A 19,934-nucleotide genomic window follows, 5' to 3' on the forward strand; every position below is an offset into this window, starting at 1 on the left:
CGCCAGACCAGGGCGCGATTAAGGGAGTAGACAATGCCAGACACCACTATTGGATCGCTACGCGAACATATCGATCGCGTCTCCTGGGGTAGCGTCATTGCCGGGGTCGTCACGGTTTTGGCCATTTCCGCCTTATTGTCGTTTTTGGGTACCTCAATCGGCTCAAGCGTGATCGACCCCATGTCAAACGACCCCTTCGATGGACTGGGCACCGCCTTTGGTATCTCCTCCGCCGTGTTTCTGGTCATAAGCTTCGCCGCGGGCGGTTTCGTCTCGGGCCGGCTTGCTAACAGCAACGGCTTCATACACGGCTTTCTGAGCTGGGCGACCGCCACGCTCGTCTCGCTAATGCTGATCGGCTTCGCTGCCGGCCAAGTGGCTTCCAGCGGCGTCAGCGCCATGGGCTCGATTCTCTCGGGCACGGGCCAGGTCACCGGCAGCGTCGCCCAGGGCATTGGCAATGCGGCCTCCTCGCTGGGCGAGCAGCTCAGCGACAACTTCGATTTCGATCCGGATACCGAGTCGCCCCTGAATAGTCAGAGCCTGCGCAACCAGGTCAACCAGATCCTGCGCGATACCGAGTCCCAGGCGCTGCAGCCCGATTACCTGCGCGGCCAGGCCGAGGCCGCCGTCAGCGATATCCAGACCGCCGTGCGGCGTTTGGCCAGCAACCCCTCGAACTACGAAACCATTCTCGATGAACTGGTGAATGCCCAGCGCGAGCGCCTTGAAAACATCGAGCAGGAAGTTGATCGCGACGCGCTGGTCAACGCGCTGGTCAACAATACCGACATGACCGAGCCCAGGGCCGAAGAGTTCGTCGACGAGTCTCTGGCGCGTCTAAATGCCGGCATTCGAGAGCTGGAACAGCAGATCGACCGCCTTGAAAGCTACATCGACCAGGCCAAACAGGAGCTGGCAAGCGCCGAGCAGTCACTGCGTGAAAGCGCCGAGCAGGCGACCCAGAGCCTTCGCAGCTCGGCCCTGATCGCCTTCATCGCTCTGGCCATCGCTGCCTTGATCAGCAGCTTTGCAGGGGTCGCGGGTAGCCGCACCCAGTCCCGCCGCCACAGCGTTTGACCCTATCGCCCGGCCCCGGCCGGGCGTTTTATCAGTCAAGGTTCAGACGTTTCTCATAGAGCGCGACGTAGTCGCGCGCCATGCGCTCGGCGGTGAAGCGCGCCAGAAAACGCTCGCGGATGCGCGCCCGGTCGAGCTCGGCCAAGCGCGCTACTGCGGCCACTGCCTCCTCGATCGTCTCCACGATAAAGCCGGTCACCCCGTGCTCGATGACCTCTTCCACACTGCCGTTGCGCCAGGCGATGACCGGGGTGCCGCAGGCCATTGCCTCGATCATCACCAGCCCAAAGGGCTCCGGCCAGTCGATGGGAAATAAAAGCGCCGCGGCGCCGCCCAAAAGCGCCTGCTTTTGGACGTCGTCGACCGTGCCCACGTGCACGATGGCGTCGTCGAGCTCACGGGCCACGTGCACATCGAACCAGTTTGGGTTGCCCACGTCCACGCCACCAGCGAGCCTCAATGAATAGCCGGTTTTGCGCGCCACCGCGATGGCGCGGTCCGGGCGTTTCTGGTCGGTCATGCGGCCGATGAAGGCCAGATACTCGCCATCGCCCGCCCCCAGCGTGAAGCGCTCGGCTTTGAGCCCGTGGTGAACGACGCCGGCCAGGTTCGCCGCTGGAATCGCGCGCGCCTGCGCGTGGGAGATCGCCGCCACCGGCAGGTCCGGAAAGCCCTCGAAAAAAAGCTGCCGGTCGAGCTCGTCGACCCGCCAGTGCACGGTGGTCACGCTTTCGGCGCGGCGCAGCCCCAGCAGGGCGGCGTGGGCGAACTCGCCGTGGCAGTGAATCACATCGAACTCGTCGAGGTGCGCGCGCAGCGTTTCCAATACGCGCGCCTCGAGTACGCCGGGCACCCCCGGCGGTACCTGGCCGTGGTGGCGCTCGAGGGCGTAAAGGCTCGGCGCCGTGGCCAGATGGCGCGCCGGGGTGTGGCAGTCCGATGGGCCTATTAATGTGACATCGTAACCAAGGTTAAAGAGCGCCTCGGTCAAGTCCGCCACAATGCGTTCAGTCCCGCCGCTGCCCGGGGGCGGCGAGGGAAAGATCACTGGAGCGACCTGGGCAATGCGTATACGCTTTTTAATGGTCATGGCGCGGTGAGGCCTTGAGTGAAAGGGAATTCACGACATGCATATCGTACATATTGCCTTACAGGGCTGCCTTCGCGGCCACGATGTCGAATACGGCATTACCGCTGACACCGGTGGGCACATTCGCTACCTGCTGGAACTGGTCGAAGCCTCGGCACTGGATCCGGCCGTTACGCGACTAACGTTAGTCACCCGCGCCTTTACGTGCCAGTTTAGCGACATCGATTACGGCCCCGGCGCGGAGCAGGTCGGCCCGAACATCGAGCTGATTCGCCTGCCCAGCGAAAGCCCTGACTACCTGTCCAAGGAGGCGCTGTGGCAGGAGCTTCCCTCCTTTACCGACGCCCTCGTCACCTGGCTCGACGCGCTGCGCGACAAGCCCGCGATCCTTCACGCCCACTACGCCGACGCCGGCGAGGTCGCCGCCGACGTGCAGGCGCGCCGCGGCATTCCTTTCGTGTTCACCGCCCACTCGCTGGGGCGCAGCAAGCGCAAGTGCCTGGAGTACGAAGGCGAGACGCTTGACGCCGAGACCCTGGCCGCTCTCACCCGACGCATCGCGTTCGAAGAGCGCGCCATCCGCAAGGCCGCATTGATCATCGCAAGCTCCCGCGACGAAGCCGAGAGCCAGTACGCCGACTACGACCACTACGCGCCGGGCAAGATTCGCGTGATCGCCCCGGGCAGCCATCTGGATGAGTTCGAATCCGCCCGCTCGACGCCGGCGGTGGATGCACTTCTGGCGCCGTTTCTGACGAACCCGGACAAGCCCGCCCTGATCGCCATTGCCCGGCCGGTGACGCGCAAGAACCTCGCCACCCTGGTGCGCGCCTTCGGCGAAAACGACGCGCTGCGCGAGAAGGCCAACCTGGTGATCGTGGCCGGGGTGCGCGATCACATCGACGACCTCGAGTCCGAGCTTGCCGACAACCTGCACGAACTTTTGACCCTGATCGACGATTTCGACCTTTACGGCCATATCGCCTACCCCAAGCACCACGCCCCGCAGGACATCAAGGCGCTCTACGCCTGGGCTCGGGAGCGGCGCGGTATTTTCATCAACCCGGCGCTCAACGAGCCCTTTGGCCTTACCCTTCTGGAAGCCGCGGCGGCGGGCCTGCCGCTGATCGCCACCGACAGCGGCGGCCCCAACGACATCATCGAGCAGTGCGGCAACGGCGTGCTGATCAACCCGCGCCGGGCCGAAGCGATCGGCGGTGAAGCGCTGGCGCTTTTGAACGACCCGGCCCGCTGGCAACAGATGGCCGACAACGGTCGGCTGGCGGTCAAGGCGTTTGACTGGCAGCGCCACGTCGAGCGCTACCACGACCTGCTGTCACGGCTTTGCCACCCGTGCACGGGGCAAACGCTCGACCGGGTCAACGCGCTTCTGATTTGCGACATCGACAACACGCTGACCGGCTCGCCGGTGGGCGTGCTCGCCTTCAACACGTGGTACGCCGCTCAAAAACAGCTGGGCTTCGGGGTCGCGACCGGGCGCAGTTTTCATAGTGCGCTGGCGATTCTCTCCCAGGCGGGCATTCCCTACCCGCCGCTCATCATCTCCTCGGTGGGCTCGGAAATTCACTACCTGAACGACGATGGCATCACCTACCGCCAGGACACGGCCTGGCGCGAGATCATCAATCGCCACTGGCAGCGCGACGCCCTGGCCCGCGCCCTCGACACCTTCGATGACCTCCTCCCCCAGGGCCCACTCGAGCAGCGCGCTTTCAAACTCAGCTACCTGAGCGACGACACCCGCGACATCACGCTGCGCCTGACGACCCACCTCAAGCGTTTGAGGCTTCGCGCCACGGTGATCCACAGCCACGGCCGCTACGTCGATATCCTGCCCGAGGCCGCCTCGAAAGGCCGCGCGGTCGCTCACGTGCGCAAGCACCTGGGCGTGGATGAAGCTGCGCTGTATGTGGCCGGCGACTCCGGCAACGACCTGGACATGCTGCGCGCCTCGAAATGCTCGATTCTGGTGGCCAACTACAGCGACGGTCTGGCCCAGGCGCCGGGCATGGGCCACGTCTACATCGCCCGCGCCCCCCACGCCCAGGGCGTGATCGAAGGCGTGAAGCACTTTCAAAGCCACCCGCCGCGCCAACCCCTCGAGGATATCGCCTCGTGAACATGAGCGTGCTGACACTGGTGCGCGGGCGCCGCGACCACCTGGTCAACCTGATGCAAAGCCTGAACGCGCAAACACACCTGCCGAACGAGCTGGTGATCGCCTGGATGCAGCCCGAGGCGCACGCGGCTCTGCCCGATGTCGGCTTTCCCGTGCGCCACGTGTTCGTTGAGGGTGAGGCGCTGCCGCTTGCCCGCGCCCGCAACGCCGCGGTCGAGGCAGCCTCCAATGAGGGCCTGGTGTTTCTCGACGTGGACTGTATCGCCTCTCCTCGGCTCATCGAGCGCTACCGTCAGGCGCTCACCGAGAAGGCCGCGCTCTACATCGGCGAGGTGCACTACCTGGCCGCGGGCGCGGCACCATACTCGAGTCATAATGAGCTCGACTTCGCAGCGCTTTTCGAGCAAGGCGAGCGCCACCCCGCCCGCCCGGCCATCGACGAGCACGAAATCCGCCCGGAGCCGAATCACGGCAATCTGTGGGGGCTATCGTTTGCGCTCATGAAGGACAACCACCGCCGCGCCGGCGGTATGGACGAAGGCTACATCGGCTACGGCGGCGAGGAGACCGACTACGCCTGGCGGCTTCACGCGGCGGACGTTGCGCTTTACTGGGTCGGCGGGGCGCTGGCTTGGCATCAGCACCACGCGGTTTACGCCCCGCCCTGGCCGCACTTCGAAGCGATCATCGACAACGCCCGGCGCTTTCACGCGCGCTGGGGGCGCTGGTGCATGGAGTACTGGCTCGATCAGTTCGCAAACGCCGGCGCCATCGACTGGTCGCCCACCGCCACGGCGATCGGGATTTTGCGCTACCCGGCGTTTGATGAGATCGAGCGCGCGCGGCTGCCCGCCAGCGCGCGCTTCGGTTAGTGCAATTTGAAGGCGCTTGAGTCTCACGCCCGCTCGATAGCGGTGTTCACGGCGTTTGCACTCGTGGCGGCAGCCGTGGGCGCGCCCTCCCAGAGCCCATCGACCGTGGCTTCGAGCCAGCGGGCGGCGCGCTCGGCGGCGTCGGCCTCATAAAGCGTGGCAAGCTTTTCGACATCGAGCCCGCGCGCCTTTTCGAGCACCGCCTGCCAGCCGGCGAAATCCCCGGGCCACGCCGGCATGTTCACCGCCGCCGAAAGCTCTGAAAGCCGCTCGGCCTTGCGCTGCTGCTCGTTGAAGTAGCGCCACTCCGGGGCAACGATGTAGGGCCGTTTCAGCATCGCGACTTCGTGCACGGTGTTGTCGCCGGCGGAGGCCAGCACGATGTCGCTGGCGGCGAGATACTCCACCACGTTGTCCACCCAGCCGGCGTTGACCAGGTTGGCGAAGTCGGTTTCGTGGCCTTCCAGATGCAGCGGGCCGATAGTGATAAAGAGCGTCTCGGGTGCGGCCCGGGCGGCCACGGTGAGCGGCGCGTAGGGCGTGCCCGCCCCGCCGCCGCCGGTCAGCGCAACGACGATTTCGCGATCCGGGTCGAGTCCCAGGCGACGGCGCGCCTCCTCCCGGCTGGGTACGGCGGCGGCGGTGGTGCAAAGCCCGCCGCTGTAGAAGGTCTTTTCGCGCAGATGCGCCGGGTAGTCGGCCTGCTCCAGGCGTTCATCGAACGGCGCGAGCATGGCGACACTCGCTTCATAAGCCCCCAGGTGGCCCGGGTCGTTACGATCGCCATGCATGCGAATGCTGACCGCCGGGACGCTGGCGATACGCGATAGAAGCGCCAGTTCGGCGGAGACATCGATGACGAACAGCCCCGCGTCGATGCCGTCGAGATGATCGAGAATGCGCCGCATGGTCTGGCGCATCTCGACCACGCCCATCGGCACGCAGTGCATCACCGACGGCGTCGGCTGGTCATAAAGCGCTTGGGTCGGCACCGCGGCGCCGATCATGTTGGGCAGCGCGATCACGTCGATGGCGCGCTCGAAGCCGTCGAAAAGCGAAGGGTCGGCGGTCATCACGCTGACCGGTCGATCCTCCGAGAAGTGGCGGATGATCGCCATGGCGCGGCGGGCGTGGCCGCGCCCCTGGTGGTGGACGAAAAAGCTGATCGGTTTTTTCGATGTTGGCATGGGAGAACACGTTCCGTTGTGTTGAGAGACCGAGTGAGGCGTCGGGCCAACTGCGCTTTTTGGTCATTTCCTGGTAGGCTTGATTCAGCATAGCCGCCGCCGGAGAAAAAGAACGCGGCGGCGACGCTCTTTAACGTTTGTTCGGTCAAGAGGCGGTCAATGGCGGATCTTTTGTGGTACCAGTACGCACTCATCGGGCTGATCTTTGCCTGGAGTGGCTTCGTGCGTACGAGCCTGGGCTTTGGCGGCGCGGTGCTCGCACTCCCCTTTCTGCTGCTGGTGCATAACGACCCGCTGGTGTTCTTGCCGATCATCGCCATTCATCTTTTGATCTTCTCGAGCTGGATCGCTTGGCAGGGCAACCGCCAGATAAAGGCGGATACGACGACGGCGACCCAGAGCAACATCGACTGGCGCTATCTCAAAAAGGCGCTGAAGATCATGATCGTGCCGAAGCTGATCGGCGTGGTGGGGCTTTTGACGCTGCCCCCCATGATCATGACCAACATCATCTTCGCCATCGTGCTCGTCTACGCCGCAAGCTACGTGCTGAACAAGCCGTTCAAGAGCCAGCACCGCTACGTCGACGTCGTGCTGCTGGGACTGGGCGGCTACGTTAGCGGCACCTCGCTCATCGGCGCGCCCTTGATCGTGGCCGTGTTCGCCGCTCACGTCGCGAAGGAGCAGCTGCGCGATACCATGTTCGTGCTCTGGTTCATCCTCGTGGTGATCAAGATGGTCTCGTTCATCGTCGCCGGCGTCGATCTGCAGCTCGTGCATCAGCTCTGGCTCTTGCCCTGTGCCTTTGCCGGCCACCTGCTCGGCGAACGCGCCCACCGCTACCTGCAAAAGGCCGACACGGTGCTTTTCTTTCGCGTGCTCGGGGTGGTGCTGATCGCGGTCAGCGTGATGGGGCTGGCGTTCTCGACGCTGGCAGCGTGAGCTTTGTGCGCCTCGACTAAAGCGCCCACCAGCTCGGCAAAAGCCCGCGCACGGCGCGCTGGTCGAAGCGGTCGTCCATCAGCACCACCACGCCTTCATCGTCGGGGCCTCGAATCACGCGGCCCGCGGCCTGGACCACCTTGATCATGCCGGGAATGCGGTAGGTGTAGGCCTCGCCTTCGCCAAAGCGCTCGTGCAGGCGCGCCTTGAGCGCCTCGTTGTAGGCGTTGAAGGGCGGCAAACCTAACGTGGCGATAAACGCGCCGATCAGCCGGTCACCGGGCAGATCCACGCCTTCGCCGAAGGCCCCACCCAGCACCGCAAAGCCGATGCCCCGCCCACCGGGGGTGAAGCGGGCCAGAAACGCCTCGCGCTCGCTTTCGGCCATGCCGCGGGTCTGGGCAAAGGCGGGAATCTCGGGACAGTCGCGGGTAAAGCGCTCGAACACCGCGTCGAGATAGGCGAAGCTGCTAAAAAACGCCAGATAGTGGCCGGGCATCTCCCGGTACTGCTCGGCGATGGTGGCGACGATGGGCGCAACGGATCTCTCCCGGTCGCGGTAGCGCGTCGAGATGTGGCGCGCGAGCCTGACACTGAGCTGGTGCGCGGCGAAGGGCGAGTCGATTTCGCGCCAGACGCTGTCCGCTGGCAGCCCCAGCAGGTCGCGGTAGTAGCGCGGCGGCGTGAGCGTCGCGGAAAAGAGCACCAGGCTTTGGGCGCGCGCGATGCGTGGGGCGAGAAAGTCCGCCGGAATGACGTTGCGAATGCCGAGTACCGCGCGGCCTCGCTCATGACGGGTGACGTCGCAAAGCGAGTGCTGGCCAAAGGACTCCGCCAGTCGGCAAAACCCCAGCGCCTCGAACAGAAGCTCCTGAAGCGCCAGGCTCGCCGCCTCCGGGTGCTCGCCCAGATACTCGGTGATGGCGCTTGCCACCTTGTAGAGCGCGCCGACGAGCTTGGCGGGCAGCGCCTCCAGAATCCGGTAGCGCTCAGAGCCCGCCTCATCGCCATCGGACAGCGTCTTCCACTGGCGACCCAGCTGCTCCAGCGGCTTTTTCAGCGCCGTCGGGGCGTCCTTTTTCGCCTGGTTGAAGCGCTTTTGCGACACTTCGGCGCTGTACATGCCGCGGGCCCGCTCGATCAAATTGTGCGCTTCATCGACCAGTACGCCCACCCGCCAGTCGCCCGCCGCCGCCAGGCCGTGGAGCAGCGCGTGGGCGTCGAACCAGTGGTTCACATCGCCCACCACCACGTCGGCCCAGCGCGCCATCTCCTGGCCCAGATAATAAGGGCAGACATCGTGCGCCAGAGCGGTCTCTCTCAGCCCGGCGCGGTCGAGAAAGCCGCGCTCGACGCAGGCCGCGCGCGCGGCCGGTAAGCGGTCATAAAAGCCCGCCGCCAGCGGGCACGCCTCGCCGTGGCAGGCGCGATCCGGAAACTCGCAGGCCTTGCTGCGCGCGACCAGCTCGACCACGCGAAGTGGCGTTTCGTTTGCGGCCTGCAGGGTCTGGAGGGCGTCAAGTGCCAGCCGCCGGCCGGGAGTTTTCATGGTCAGAAACGCCACCCGGTCCAGGCGCTTTCGCGGCATGGCGGTGAGCATGGGAAAGAGCGTGGCGAGCGTCTTGCCGATGCCGGTGGGCGCCTGGACGAGCAGGCAGCGCTCGGTGCTCACCGCCTTGAACACGTTTTCGGCAAGCGCACGCTGGCCCGAGCGAAACGTCGCGTGGGGAAAGGCAAGCGCGCTTAAGCGTTCGTTTCTAACCTCGACGTGGGCGGCTTCCTGTCTCGCCCAGGCGAGAAAGCGTCGGCACTGATCACGAAAGAACGCCTGAAGATCTTCGGCGTCGAATTCGTGGCTCAGCCGGGTTTCGCGCTGGCTACTGATCTCGAAATACACCAGCGCCAGCGTCACCCGGGAAAGCTCACGCTCGGCGCACAACAGCGCCCCGTACACCTTTACCTGGGCCCAGTGCAGCGCGCGCTGGTTGTCTGCCATGCGCGAAAGATCGCCGCGGTGGGTCTTGACCTCTTCCAGGCAGTGGGTATCCGGGTCATAGCCGTCTGCCCGGCCGGACACGCGCAGGCCTTCGACGGTCGCGGCAAGGGGCAGCTCGGCGATGTAGCCCTCGCCACGGCGGCTGGCGACCAGCGTATGGCCAGCGATACCCTCCTGGGCGCTGGGCGCCGGCGTGAAGCGGTAGTCGAGATCGCCCCGGCGGGCGGTGAATTCACACAGCGCGCGCACCGCGACCCGGTACTCGCTCACGGGGTGGCCTGCCAGCGCACGTGGCACACCTCGACGGGGATGGCGTGGCGCTGGAAATGGGCGAGCCAGCGGCGCTGGTTATCCTGCAGCCGATCACCGGGCCCTTTCACCTCGATCATGCGATAGCCCGGGCCGCCGTCGGCCTCGGGGAAGAACTGGATCAAGTCGGGAAAGCCCGCCCGGTTGTGCTTGAGATCCTCCAGCAAGCGCTCGAACAGCGCGCGCAGATGCTTACCCGGAATACACGTCAGCGCCGTTTCCAGCAGCGTCTCATCGAGCGCCGGCCAGTGGATGAACGCCGAGGCGGTGCCGTGCTTGTCGGCGAAAACGTCGCGAATGCCTTGAACGTGGCGGCCGTCGTCGAGGCGCGCCAGGCAAGCGTCTATCTCCTCGCGGCGCGCCTCGACGAAGTCCTCGCGGTAGAGATCCGCCGGGGCGCTGTGAAACGGGTGGAAGAAGGCGCCGGGCAGCGGTTTGAACAGCGCCGGCCACAGCAGCAGGCCAAAAAGCCCGGTGATCAGGCTGTTCTCGACATAGTATACCGGCGCATTGGGCCTGCTCAGGTGCTCGGCCACGGCGCGCTCGACGGGCCGGGGGCCCAAAAGCGTCAGCGTTTTTACCGCCACGGCGGCGCCTTGCCCGCGCTTGACCGGCGGGCCGCCCAGGCGCCGTTCCAGCCGCGGGATCAGGCGCTCCAGCGCCTGGCGCTCGCTTTCGCGCGGGCCGCCTTCGAGCGCGGCGCGGGCGAGCTCCAGCGCACGGCGGTCTTCACCGCGCCGCTCCAGCAGGCGAAGCTGTCGAATGCGGGCGTCGCTGCCGGTAGCCGCCTGATAAAGCGTGAGCGAAAGCGCCTCGTCGCCGCTGCGCTCGGCCTCGCGGCCCATGCTCACCAGCAGCCGGCTTCGCCGGGCGTCAAGCCAGCGGTTGCCGCTGACCTTCGGCACCTCGTTGAAAAGTGCCGCTGGCGGCTCGCCGTCGCTCAGCCGCTCACGCAGGCGGTGCAGGTACAAATAGGTAGTGACCTCGTCGCGCCGGGCAAACGCCCGGGCCTCAAACGAGAGCGCCACCGGCTCGAAGCGCTGCCGGCCAAGCTCGGTGAGCACGAACTCCGCCCAGTCCTGGCGCAGGTTGCCAAAGAACATCAGCCGCAGCCGGTCACAGGTCTCCATCACGCTCAGGCGTACCAGCGTATCGGGGGCGTCCGGCCACCACTCGCTCAAGGGCTTGACCGCCGAAAGCGTGGGCACAAGGTGCTCCAACAGCACTTTTTTGGCCGGCGAGGCGCCAAGCCCGGCGGCGCGGATATCAAACGCCAAGGCCTGCTTGAGCTCGGACAAAAGCAGATGGTGACCAAGCTCGGCGGCGGTGAGCATGGGGTCACGCTCGACCAGCCCGGCCTTAACCAGCGGCGCCAGCGCCTGGCCGGTATCGCCAATTTCAACGTAGACGAGCTTGCCGGTGCGAAAGTGTTCGCCCTTGCGCATTACCATGCGCGCCAGCAGCGCCTGGGAGGCGTGCGGAAGCGCTCTAAAGGCGCTCAGAAACGCGCGTTCGGGCTCGCCGAGCAGATCATGGTGGCGATCGTTTACCCACGCGAGCACGAAACGAAAGTTCGTCAGGTAGTAGAAAGGATCATCCAGGGAGGCCGTGGCGGGCACGGAGAGGGCACTGTTCATTCATCCATTGTAGCAGCGCGCCGGTGGCGTCGTTAAGCGCCTGCTTAGCCGACCTTGTGCTGCAGCAGCGCCTCGATGGCCTCGGTGCTCTCTTCCTGAGCCGGTGCCGCGGGGGCCGGGGCACCGGCGCGGGGCTTTTTGCCGCTGACCAGCACGTACCACTCGGTTTCGGTCAAATAGTGCTGGCACCAGCGGCTGAGGCTGTCGGCGACGACGTCGCTCGCGCCCTGTTCGCCGCGAAAGGTTTGGGCCAGGCACAGCAGGTCCTGGCGGGCGGTGCGGGCCCGGGCCGTGCCGCCGTGCACTTTGGAAAGCGGGCAGCGCCGGTCGAAGGCAGCGTTGACCAGGGCGTTGAGCCAGCGCTCCACCTCATGTGCCTGAATGCCGCCGTACACTGCCACGCGTTAACTCCTTGCCACCGAACGGGCTGAAAAGGGCGCTAGACTGCCCGAATTGGCGCGCGCTGTCACCCGCCGCGCCGCGTTTCGAGACTTATCCCTCGAAACCCTGCAGTACGCTTACCACATTGGCCCCGATGTCGTCCACCGCGTAGCCCCCTTCCATCAATAAAACGCAGGGCAGCCCCGCCTCTGCCAGGCGCTTGCCCAGCGCGGCAAAGTCGTCGCGCTTGAAGGTGAAGGTGCTGATGGGGTCGTTCTCGAAGATATCCACCCCGAGCGAGACGATCAAAAGCTCGCTCTCGGCGCGGGCGATCCTCTCCAAAGCGTCGTCGAGCGCCGCCATCCAGGTACTGACCTTCGTACCCGGCGGCATTGGGTAGTTAGCGGTGAAGCCTTCGCCCTCGCCGTCGCCGGTTTCATCCGCGTAGCCCGAGTAGTAGGGGAAAGTAACGTCCGGGTCGCCGTGCAGCGAGGCGAAGAAGACGTCCGAGCGGCGATAGAAGATCTGCTGAGTGCCGTTGCCGTGGTGGAAGTCGACGTCGAGCACCGCCACGCGCTTGTGGCCGTTATCCAGCGCGCGCTGAGCGGCGATGGCGGCGTTGTTGAAAAAGCAGTAGCCGCCGAACTGATCCGTGGCGGCGTGGTGGCCCGGCGGGCGGCACAGCCCAAAGCTCGGTTTGCCGGTTTCAAGGGTGTACTCCAGCGCCGCCAGTGCCGTGTCCTTGCTGGCAAGCGCGGCCTCATACGTGCCTTCGCACAGCGAGGTTTCCGCGGCCAGGGCGTAGTAGCCAAGCTGGCCTTCCAGCGAGCGGGGAATGCGGTCGGCGCGCAGCGTGCGCGCCGGCCAGATGCTGGGGATCGCCTCGCCCGGGTGGCCTTCGGCCTGCCAGCGCGGCCAGAAGTGGGCGATGAAGTCGATATAGCCCGCGTCGTGCACCGCCTCCACCGGCGCCAGGCCGTACTTGCCGGGCGCGTGCACCTCGAGCCCGGCGCGCTCGAGCGCCTCGAGCACGATCTCCATGCGCCGGGGCGTTTCATAAGGCGCCACCAACGTGCTGCCGTGAAGCTCGGTGGCCGCCTGGCGGCGAAAGCTCTGATCGGAGAAAAACGTCTTCATGGCGGTGGCTCCTTGAAAGTCTCGGAAATCGAAAGTCACGGGGAATCGTCGGGCGCGCCGCAGGGCCAGCGGGCCGCCCAGCGGCGCTTCTCGGTGGGCGTTTGCTGCTTCAGGCGATACTCGGCGCGGCTCGCCTCGGCGCGGCTATCGAACGGCTGAGCGCCCAACAGCGCTTGGGGCGGGTTGGCGCGGGTGTAGCGCGCGCCCTTGCCCTGGCAGTGGGCCCGGTAGCGCCGCGCCAGGTCGTTGGTGATCCCGGCGTAGGTGCCGCGCCGACACTCGAGCAGGTAAAGATACCACGACGCCTTTACGTCTTCGCCCTCAGCCACCGCAGCACGCCTTGAGCTTGCGCCCGCTCCCACACGGGCAGCGCTCGTTGCGCCCTAACTTGAGCTTCTCAAGGCGAGGGTCGCCGTCGACGTAGTACCAGCGCCCGGCCTCGAACACGAAACGCGAGACCTCCTCCAGCACGTGCCAGCCGCCTTCCCAAAAAAACGCCTTGAAGTGAACGGTGCCCTGCTCACCTTCCGGCGCGCTCGCGCGCTCGATGGATAGGCGCTTCCACTGCGTGGCCGGGTCCGGCGCCAGCGTTTGAGGCCGGGTGCTGGAGTGCCAGGTGGCGTTCAGGTAATCAAAGAGATCGAGTGCAAAGGCGCTATAGCGCGAGCGCATCAGCGCCTCGGGCGTCGGGGCGGCCACGCCCTGGTGGTAGACGCCGCAGCATGTCTCGTACATAGCGTCACTGCCACAGGGGCAACGTGTCATTAAGCATGAAGTCATAACGGTGGCCCCATTAACGCCGGTGCATCGGGCCTTTTTCCTGTATCGGTCGCGATCAATGGGGGTATAGTAGCAGAGTCACATGGCCAAAAAAGACGGAGTACGACACACGACCCAACTCTCTTTCCAGACGCAGCGGAGGTTCGCATGAAGGTATACAGACCGGAATGGCAGTGCACGTTCAGCGTAAACGAGGGCGCGGTAGACGCGGCCCGATGGAAAGAAAGGCTTGCATGGCGACTGCGGCGCTTCGCCGACCGCCTTCAGGGCGGCGGCCGTACGGTCAGAATCGACTGTCACGTAACGCCTGCCATTAGCCTCGCCGAGGTGGATACCTGCCTGATGAAAGGCTTCGAAGTCACCCAGGGTCTGATCACCCAGCTTGCCCACCAGCAGGCCTGCGAAGAGGTGATGCGCGACGCCAAGGCGGAGCTTTTTGAAGAGCACTCCTCGCCCTGACAGAAACGTTTGACGATACCAAAACACCCGCTCATGGCGGGTGTTTTCGTTAGTGTCGAGCTCACTATGCTACCCAACCAGCCGTGCCGGGCAGCCCGTAACGAGGGTCTTTCGCCAAGGTCGGAATACCGTTCCCTTCGTTTCCGACATTCCCGCCGTCCTTGGCGGTCAGATGGCGAAAGTAGCGTACAGGGAGGTATTCACAGCGCCCTCGTGTAGGGCTGCCCGGCACCGCCCCCCGTCTCTATCACCCCGCCAAAACCGCTTTCATCTACCCCTCGAATGGCGCTTCCAGCGCCCTACCCATCCGGGTCATGAATTCGACGCACGCGGCAAGCTCGCTTTTATCGATGTACTCGTCGGGTTGGTGGGCCTGGGCGATGCTGCCGGGGCCGAGGATGATCGTTTGCAGCCCCTGACCCTGGAACTGCCCGGCTTCGGTGGCGTAGGCCACCGCGTGGTTGCAGCACTCATTAGGCAGGTGATCCCGGGCCAGGCGCAGCACGGCGGCGTTGTCGCGATCGGCCAGGCCCGGCACGGTGACGTTGAGCGCCTCGGTGTCGATGGTGACTCGCTTGCCACGCGCCGAAAGCTCGGCCTTGAGCGAATCGGCATACTGTGTGAAGCGGTCAAACACCTCGTCGAACGTCTCGGTCGGCAAATGACGAATCTCCCACTCGAAGGTACATTCGCGCGCCATGATGTTGATCGCCGTACCGCCTTTGATCCGGCCGACGTGCAGGCTGGTGTGGGGCACGTTGAAGGCCTCGTCCACCCGGCCCTCCTCGACCAGGGCGGTCATGGTGTCCTCGATGAAACTCACCAGCCGCGCGGCCACGTGGATCGCCGAGGTGCCCTGGTTGACCTGGCTGCTGTGCGCCTCGACCCCGGTGACCGTGGTGCGCAGGTTGGTCGCGCCTTTTTGCGCCACCACCGGCTGCATCAGGGTCGGCTCGCCGACGATGACGTGAGCCGTGGTGGAGTAGTGTTCATAAAAGCGCTTGATCAGCTCCGGCGCGCCGACGCAGCCGATCTCTTCGTCATAAGAGAAGCCGAAGTAGATGGGCTGCTTGAGAGGCGCCTTCACCCACTCGGGCACCATGGCGAGCGCGCAGGCGATGAAGCCTTTCATGTCGCAGCTTCCCCGGCCGTAAAGCCGGCCGTCGCCGCCGTCGTGAAGCGTAAACGGGTCCGTCGACCAGGGCTGGCCCTCGACCGGCACCACGTCGGTGTGGCCCGACAGCATCACCCCACCCGGCGCGTCCGGGCCGATACGCGCAATCAGATTCGCCTTGGTGTTGCAGGGGCTCATGACCCGCTCCGAGGCGACGCCGTGCTTGGCCAGATAGCCTTCGACGAATTCGATCAGCGCCAGGTTGGAGCCGCGGGAGGTGGTATCGAAGGCGATGAGTTGGGAAAGAAGCGATTCTGCATTCGTCATGACGTATCTCGGGTTAAGCGCGTTGCCACCACCCTAGCACTGCCCACCGCGCTCGCCTACTGCCAAAGTGGCATGAGCCTTGAACCTTCGTCCGGTTATCGTTCATCAATTTGTCATATAGACTCACTACTGTTCAGTGCACCTCACAAGCTCAATAAACGTACTGCGCCGCCCGGCCATGCCCGGGCCCACAAGGAGTGATGTATGTCTCGTTTCACGTTACGCGCGTTATCCGTCGGTATCGCCGCGGCAAGCCTGAGCATGTCCGCCCAGGCCGCTACCGAGATCACCTGGTGGCACTCCATGGGCGGCGAGCTCGGCGAGCGCCTGAGCGCCCTGGCCGAGGACTTCAACGCCACTCAGGATGAGTACCAGGTCACGCCCTCCTATCGGGGTGAGTACGAAGCGACCATGGTCAACACCATCGCCGCCTTCCGTGCCGGCGAGCAGCCTCACATCGTACAGATTTACGAAGTCGGCACCGGCACCATGATGGCCGCCCAGGGCGCCATCTACCCCGTGTATGAGCTGATGGAAGCACACGGCAACGACTTCGACGCAGACAACTACCTGCCCGTGGTGACCGGCTACTACACCGACACCGACGGCAACATGCTCTCGATGCCGTTCAACTCCTCCACGCCGATTCTCTACTACAACAAGGACGCCTTCGAGGCCGCCGGGCTCGACCCGGAAACCCCGCCGACCACCTGGGCGGAAATGGGCGAGATGGGCCAACAGATCGTCGACGAAGGCGCAGCGTCCTGCGGCTTCACCATGGCCTACGCGGCCAACTGGATCGGCCTGGAGAACTTCTCGGCGCTGCACAACCAGCCGATCGGCACCCAAGAGAACGGCTTTGGCGGTCTGGACACCGAGTTCGTCTTCAACGGCGAGGTGCAGGCGCGCTTCTGGGATCAACTCAAGGAGTGGAGCGACAGCGGCGTTTACAGCTACGCCGGCCCCGCCAACGGCCCGGACGCAGCGCCCTCGTTCTACGCCGGCGACTGCGCGATGTACATGAACTCTTCGGCCTCGCGCGCCGACGTGCTGGCCAACTCCGACTTCGAGGTCGGTTTCGGCATGCTGCCTTACTATGATGACGTAGAGGGCGCGCCGCAGAACTCGATCATCGGCGGCGCGACGTTGTGGGTGCTTTCCGGTCATGAAGACGACGAGTACGCCGGCGTGGCCGAATTCCTCGAGTACCTGTCGCTTCCCGAGGTACAGGCCGAGTGGCACCAGGGCACCGGCTATCTGCCGATCACCACCGCCGCGTATGAGCTGAGCCAGGAGCAGGGCTACTACGAGGAGAACCCGGGTGCGGATCTCGCTATCGAGCAGATCAACCTGAACGAGCCCACCGAGAACTCCAAAGGCCTGCGCTTTGGCAACTACCCGCAGGTACGCATGGTGCTCGACGAGGAGTTCCAGGCGGTGCTGGCCGGCGACAAGAGCGGGCAGGAAGCGCTGGATGACGCGGTCGAGCGCGGCAACCAGATCCTGCGCGATTTCGAGTCAGCCAATAACTAACGCTTGATCGTCTCACGAACCCCGGCCCTTGCGCCGGGGTTCGTCGTGAGAGCCCTCCCCTGCGCCTGCCTTCGCTTTCAAGGCGGGGTTCACGGGACGGCTTTTCCGGGCGCTCGTGATACAGGATTCATCATGCAGACCAAACGCTCCACCTATCAGAACCGGTGGCTTCCCTACTGCCTATTGGCGCCGCAGCTCATCATTACGCTGGTGTTCTTCATCTGGCCGGCGAGCCAGGCGGTGAAGTCGAGCTTCGAGCGCACCGACGCCTTCGGCTTCAAGACCACCTTCGTGGGACTTTCGAACTACGCGCGCATTCTGAGCGACCCAAGCTACCTGAACGCGCTGGGGCGTACGGCGATCTTTGCCGTGTCTGTCACGGTACTCTCCATGGGGTTGGCGCTGTTGCTGGCGGTGTGCGTCAACCGGGTGTTGAGAAGCGCGAAGTTCTACACCACGCTGCTGGTCTGGCCCTACGCGGTCGCGCCGGTGGTGGCCGGGGTGCTGTGGTGGTTTCTGTTCAACCCGACCATCGGGCTTTTGCCCCACGTGCTCGACTGGTTCGACATCGACTGGAATCACCGGGTCTCGGGCAGCCAGGCGATGATACTGATCACCATTGCCGCGGCCTGGAAGCAGATCTCCTACAACTTCCTGTTCTTTCTGGCCGGACTTCAGTCGGTGCCCAAATCGCTGATCGAGGCCGCCGCCATAGACGGCGCCACGCCCTTCAAGCGCTTCTGGAGCATCGTCTTTCCGCTGCTGTCACCGACCACCTTCTTCTTGCTGATCATCAACATCAACTACGTGATGTTCGACACCTTCGGGGTGATCGACGCCACCACCGGCGGCGGGCCGGGTCAGGCGACCATGACGCTGGTCTACAAGGTCTACACCGACGGCGTGGCGGGGCTCAACATCGGCTCCTCCTCGGCCCAGTCGGTGCTGTTGATGGGTATCGTGATCCTTCTGACGTTCGTGCAGTTCCGCTACGTGGAACGCCGAGTCAACTACTAGCGCAAAGGTCTTGACCATGGTCGAAAACAGACCCTTCTTGAATATTCTGACCCACGCGGTGCTGATTCTCGGCGTGCTGGTCGTGGCGTTTCCGGTGTACGTGGCGTTTATCGCCTCGACCCACGAACCCGGCGCCTTCGTGCGCGGGGTGCTACCGCTCACGCCCGGCGACCACCTGTGGGATACCTACTCACAGATGCTCGGCTCGGGCTGGCAGGTCGCCGGCGCCCCACCGCTTTGGCTGATGCTCGGCAACTCGACGATCATGGCGCTCACCATCGCCATCGGCAAGATCGCGATCTCGATTCTCTCGGCGTTCGCCATCGTCTACTTTCGCTTTCGCTTTCGCCTGCTGGCGTTCTGGATCATCTTCATCACGCTGATGCTGCCGGTGGAGGTGCGCATCATCCCCACCTACGCGGTGGTCGCGAACTTGGGCATGCTCAACTCCTACGCCGGGCTGACGCTTCCGCTGATCGCCTCGGCCACGGCGACGTTTCTGTTTCGCCAGTTCTTCATGACCGTGCCCGAGGAGCTGATGGAGGCGAGCCGCGTCGACGGCGCCGGGCCGATGAAGTTCTTCAAGGACATACTGCTGCCGGTCTCGATCACCAATATCGCCGCACTGTTCGTGATCATGTTCATCTACGGCTGGGTGCAGTACCTGTGGCCGCTGCTGGTCACCACCGACGAGGATTTCTATACCGTCGTGCTGGGGATCAAACGCCTGATGGCCTCATCCGACCGGGTACCGGCGTGGAATTTGATCATGGCCACCGTGATGCTGGCCATGGTGCCGCCGGTGATGGTGGTGCTGTTGATGCAGAAACTGTTCGTGAAAGGCCTGACCGAGACGGAGAAATAGCATGGCCAGTGTGACCCTGGAAGGGATCAAGAAAACCTACGCCGGCGGCGTGCAGGCCGTCAAAGGCGTCGACCTTGCCATCGAAGACGGCGAGTTCGTGGTGCTGGTGGGCCCGTCAGGCTGCGGCAAATCCACGCTTTTACGCATGGTGGCGGGGCTCGAAACGATCTCCGAAGGCACCCTCAAGATCGGCGACCGGGTGGTCAACACATTGGAGCCGGCCGAGCGCGACATCGCCATGGTGTTTCAAAACTACGCGCTCTACCCGCACATGACGGTGTACAACAACCTCGCTTACGGGCTGAAAAACCGCGGTTTCAAGAAACCCGCGATCGAGGAGCGGGTGCGCAAGGCCGCGAAGATGCTCGAGATCGAAGAGTACCTTCAACGCAAGCCGCGCAACCTCTCCGGCGGCCAGCGCCAGCGCGTGGCCATGGGCCGGGCGCTGGTGCGCGAGCCGGCGGCGTTTCTGTTCGACGAGCCGCTATCGAATCTGGATGCCAAGCTGCGCGTGCAAATGCGCGTGGAGATCCGAAAGCTGCAGCGCCGCTTGAAGACCACCAGCCTCTACGTCACCCACGACCAGCTCGAGGCGATGACCTTGGGCGACCGCCTGGTCGTGCTCAACGCCGGGCAGATCGAGCAGGTGGGCACGCCCATGGAGATCTTCAACCGCCCGGCGAGCATGTTCGTGGCCGGCTTCATCGGCTCACCGGCAATGAACATGCTGCCGGTCGAGTATCTGGCCACGCGAAGCGCCGACAACCTGCTCGACGACCTGCCCGCCGGCACCGATATCGTCGGCATCCGCCCGGACGACATGCGCTTGACCCCGCCCAACGCCCCACACCTGGTGGTCGATTCCACCCTGGAGCTTTTCGAGGCCGCCGGCGCCGAAAGCCATCTTTACGTGCGCCTGGCGGGCAGCGAGCAGCCTACGGTGATCCGCACCAGCTCAGGCTCCCCCCCGGTGAAGGAAGGCGAGACGCTGCGCTTTTATGTGGCCCGCAGCGCCCTGCACCCGTTCAATCAGGAAAGCGGCCAGCGCACCGACTGAGGTGCAAGCAA

The 19,934-nt window shown here is 64.7% G+C and carries 18 protein-coding genes; 9 read left to right on the plus strand and 9 right to left on the minus strand.

Features of this window, described 5'->3' with window-relative positions:
* Nucleotides 1-33: 33 nt before the first annotated feature.
* Nucleotides 34-1,080: a hypothetical protein gene (locus tag RN347_RS15655; RefSeq protein WP_311958879.1), complete on the plus strand. Its 1,047-nt coding sequence runs from the start codon at nucleotides 34-36 to the stop codon at nucleotides 1,078-1,080.
* A 31-nt stretch (nucleotides 1,081-1,111) separates the two neighbouring features.
* Here the strand turns inward: RN347_RS15655 and RN347_RS15660 are convergent, their stop codons facing one another.
* Nucleotides 1,112-2,170: a glycosyltransferase family 4 protein gene (locus RN347_RS15660; RefSeq protein ID WP_311958880.1), complete on the minus strand. Its 1,059-nt coding sequence runs from the start codon at nucleotides 2,168-2,170 to the stop codon at nucleotides 1,112-1,114.
* A 37-nt stretch (nucleotides 2,171-2,207) separates the two neighbouring features.
* Between RN347_RS15660 and RN347_RS15665 the strand changes: the two genes are divergently transcribed.
* Together RN347_RS15665 and RN347_RS15670 are read left to right on the plus strand one after the other, a co-directional pair.
* Nucleotides 2,208-4,310, plus strand: a complete 2,103-nt coding sequence (locus RN347_RS15665) for an HAD-IIB family hydrolase (RefSeq protein WP_311958881.1) — start codon at nucleotides 2,208-2,210, stop codon at nucleotides 4,308-4,310.
* A gap of 2 nt (nucleotides 4,311-4,312) precedes the next feature.
* A complete protein-coding gene (locus tag RN347_RS15670; RefSeq protein ID WP_311960861.1) occupies nucleotides 4,313-5,182 on the plus strand; it encodes a glycosyltransferase in 870 nt (289 codons plus the stop codon).
* 23 nt (nucleotides 5,183-5,205) lie between these two features.
* Here the strand turns inward: RN347_RS15670 and RN347_RS15675 are convergent, their stop codons facing one another.
* Nucleotides 5,206-6,369 carry a glycosyltransferase gene (locus RN347_RS15675; RefSeq protein ID WP_311958882.1) on the minus strand — a complete coding sequence of 388 codons (1,164 nt, stop codon included), beginning with the start codon at nucleotides 6,367-6,369 and terminating at the stop codon, nucleotides 5,206-5,208.
* A 159-nt stretch (nucleotides 6,370-6,528) separates the two neighbouring features.
* On the opposite strand from RN347_RS15675, the gene RN347_RS15680 reads away from it, so the two are divergent.
* Nucleotides 6,529-7,311, plus strand: a complete 783-nt coding sequence (locus RN347_RS15680; RefSeq protein ID WP_311958883.1) for a sulfite exporter TauE/SafE family protein — start codon at nucleotides 6,529-6,531, stop codon at nucleotides 7,309-7,311.
* A gap of 16 nt (nucleotides 7,312-7,327) precedes the next feature.
* On the opposite strand, the gene RN347_RS15685 is transcribed toward RN347_RS15680, so the two are convergent.
* From RN347_RS15685 to RN347_RS15710, 6 genes are all read right to left on the minus strand, one after another.
* Entirely contained in the window at nucleotides 7,328-9,577 is a 2,250-nt protein-coding gene (locus tag RN347_RS15685) for an ATP-dependent DNA helicase (protein WP_311958884.1), read from the minus strand.
* Nucleotides 9,574-11,253, minus strand: a complete 1,680-nt coding sequence (locus tag RN347_RS15690) for a VRR-NUC domain-containing protein (RefSeq protein WP_311958885.1) — start codon at nucleotides 11,251-11,253, stop codon at nucleotides 9,574-9,576. The genes RN347_RS15685 and RN347_RS15690 overlap by 4 nt, the downstream gene beginning before the upstream one ends.
* A 44-nt stretch (nucleotides 11,254-11,297) precedes the next feature.
* Nucleotides 11,298-11,654: a hypothetical protein gene (locus RN347_RS15695; protein ID WP_311958886.1), complete on the minus strand. Its 357-nt coding sequence runs from the start codon at nucleotides 11,652-11,654 to the stop codon at nucleotides 11,298-11,300.
* Between the two features lie 91 nt (nucleotides 11,655-11,745).
* Nucleotides 11,746-12,771, minus strand: coding sequence for a histone deacetylase family protein (locus tag RN347_RS15700; RefSeq protein WP_311958887.1), 1,026 nt, complete (start codon nucleotides 12,769-12,771; stop codon nucleotides 11,746-11,748).
* Nucleotides 12,772-12,806: 35 nt separating this feature from the next.
* Nucleotides 12,807-13,100 (minus strand): GIY-YIG nuclease family protein, encoded by a 294-nt coding sequence (locus tag RN347_RS15705; protein ID WP_311958888.1) that lies wholly within the window; start codon nucleotides 13,098-13,100, stop codon nucleotides 12,807-12,809.
* Nucleotides 13,093-13,551 carry a YchJ family protein gene (locus RN347_RS15710; RefSeq protein WP_311958889.1) on the minus strand — a complete coding sequence of 153 codons (459 nt, stop codon included), beginning with the start codon at nucleotides 13,549-13,551 and terminating at the stop codon, nucleotides 13,093-13,095. Before RN347_RS15710 ends, RN347_RS15705 begins: the two co-directional genes overlap by 8 nt.
* A 147-nt stretch (nucleotides 13,552-13,698) precedes the next feature.
* Between RN347_RS15710 and RN347_RS15715 the strand changes: the two genes are divergently transcribed.
* On the plus strand, nucleotides 13,699-14,010 hold the full coding sequence (locus tag RN347_RS15715) for a hypothetical protein (RefSeq protein ID WP_252105936.1): 312 nt from the start codon (nucleotides 13,699-13,701) through the stop codon (nucleotides 14,008-14,010).
* A 271-nt stretch (nucleotides 14,011-14,281) separates the two neighbouring features.
* On the opposite strand, the gene argE is transcribed toward RN347_RS15715, so the two are convergent.
* Nucleotides 14,282-15,451 (minus strand): acetylornithine deacetylase, encoded by a 1,170-nt coding sequence (gene argE, locus RN347_RS15720; protein WP_311958890.1) that lies wholly within the window; start codon nucleotides 15,449-15,451, stop codon nucleotides 14,282-14,284.
* A 204-nt stretch (nucleotides 15,452-15,655) separates the two neighbouring features.
* Between argE and ugpB the strand changes: the two genes are divergently transcribed.
* From ugpB to RN347_RS15740, 4 genes are all read left to right on the plus strand, one after another.
* Entirely contained in the window at nucleotides 15,656-16,984 is a 1,329-nt protein-coding gene (gene ugpB / locus RN347_RS15725; protein ID WP_263585886.1) for a sn-glycerol-3-phosphate ABC transporter substrate-binding protein UgpB, read from the plus strand.
* A gap of 132 nt (nucleotides 16,985-17,116) precedes the next feature.
* Complete coding sequence (gene ugpA / locus RN347_RS15730; RefSeq protein ID WP_263585885.1) at nucleotides 17,117-18,001, plus strand: sn-glycerol-3-phosphate ABC transporter permease UgpA; 885 nt, start codon at nucleotides 17,117-17,119, stop codon at nucleotides 17,999-18,001.
* A gap of 16 nt (nucleotides 18,002-18,017) precedes the next feature.
* A complete protein-coding gene (gene ugpE, locus RN347_RS15735; RefSeq protein WP_263585884.1) occupies nucleotides 18,018-18,866 on the plus strand; it encodes a sn-glycerol-3-phosphate ABC transporter permease UgpE in 849 nt (282 codons plus the stop codon).
* A gap of 1 nt (nucleotide 18,867) precedes the next feature.
* The gene (locus RN347_RS15740; RefSeq protein WP_263585883.1) at nucleotides 18,868-19,923 is read left to right on the plus strand and encodes a sn-glycerol-3-phosphate import ATP-binding protein UgpC; all 1,056 of its coding nucleotides are present in this window, start codon (nucleotides 18,868-18,870) and stop codon (nucleotides 19,921-19,923) included.
* Nucleotides 19,924-19,934 lie beyond the last annotated feature (11 nt).

Source organism: Halomonas sp. PAMB 3264, assembly GCF_031954245.1.
Lineage (GTDB): Bacteria > Pseudomonadota > Gammaproteobacteria > Pseudomonadales > Halomonadaceae > Vreelandella.

Bases quoted from the DNA above. Each gene is read 5' to 3' on its own strand.
- RN347_RS15740 (WP_263585883.1), top strand. From the start codon at position 18,868: ATGGCCAGTGTGACCCTGGAAGGGATCAAGAAAACCTACGCCGGCGGC.
- RN347_RS15710 (WP_311958889.1), bottom strand. From the start codon at position 13,551: ATGACTTCATGCTTAATGACACGTTGCCCCTGTGGCAGTGACGCTATG.
- ugpE (WP_263585884.1), top strand. From the start codon at position 18,018: ATGGTCGAAAACAGACCCTTCTTGAATATTCTGACCCACGCGGTGCTG.
- RN347_RS15660 (WP_311958880.1), bottom strand. From the start codon at position 2,170: ATGACCATTAAAAAGCGTATACGCATTGCCCAGGTCGCTCCAGTGATC.
- RN347_RS15675 (WP_311958882.1), bottom strand. From the start codon at position 6,369: ATGCCAACATCGAAAAAACCGATCAGCTTTTTCGTCCACCACCAGGGG.
- RN347_RS15680 (WP_311958883.1), top strand. From the start codon at position 6,529: ATGGCGGATCTTTTGTGGTACCAGTACGCACTCATCGGGCTGATCTTT.
- argE (WP_311958890.1), bottom strand. From the start codon at position 15,451: ATGACGAATGCAGAATCGCTTCTTTCCCAACTCATCGCCTTCGATACC.
- RN347_RS15715 (WP_252105936.1), top strand. From the start codon at position 13,699: ATGAAGGTATACAGACCGGAATGGCAGTGCACGTTCAGCGTAAACGAG.
- RN347_RS15670 (WP_311960861.1), top strand. From the start codon at position 4,313: ATGAGCGTGCTGACACTGGTGCGCGGGCGCCGCGACCACCTGGTCAAC.
- ugpB (WP_263585886.1), top strand. From the start codon at position 15,656: ATGTCTCGTTTCACGTTACGCGCGTTATCCGTCGGTATCGCCGCGGCA.
- RN347_RS15690 (WP_311958885.1), bottom strand. From the start codon at position 11,253: ATGAACAGTGCCCTCTCCGTGCCCGCCACGGCCTCCCTGGATGATCCT.
- RN347_RS15665 (WP_311958881.1), top strand. From the start codon at position 2,208: ATGCATATCGTACATATTGCCTTACAGGGCTGCCTTCGCGGCCACGAT.
- RN347_RS15655 (WP_311958879.1), top strand. From the start codon at position 34: ATGCCAGACACCACTATTGGATCGCTACGCGAACATATCGATCGCGTC.
- ugpA (WP_263585885.1), top strand. From the start codon at position 17,117: ATGCAGACCAAACGCTCCACCTATCAGAACCGGTGGCTTCCCTACTGC.
- RN347_RS15700 (WP_311958887.1), bottom strand. From the start codon at position 12,771: ATGAAGACGTTTTTCTCCGATCAGAGCTTTCGCCGCCAGGCGGCCACC.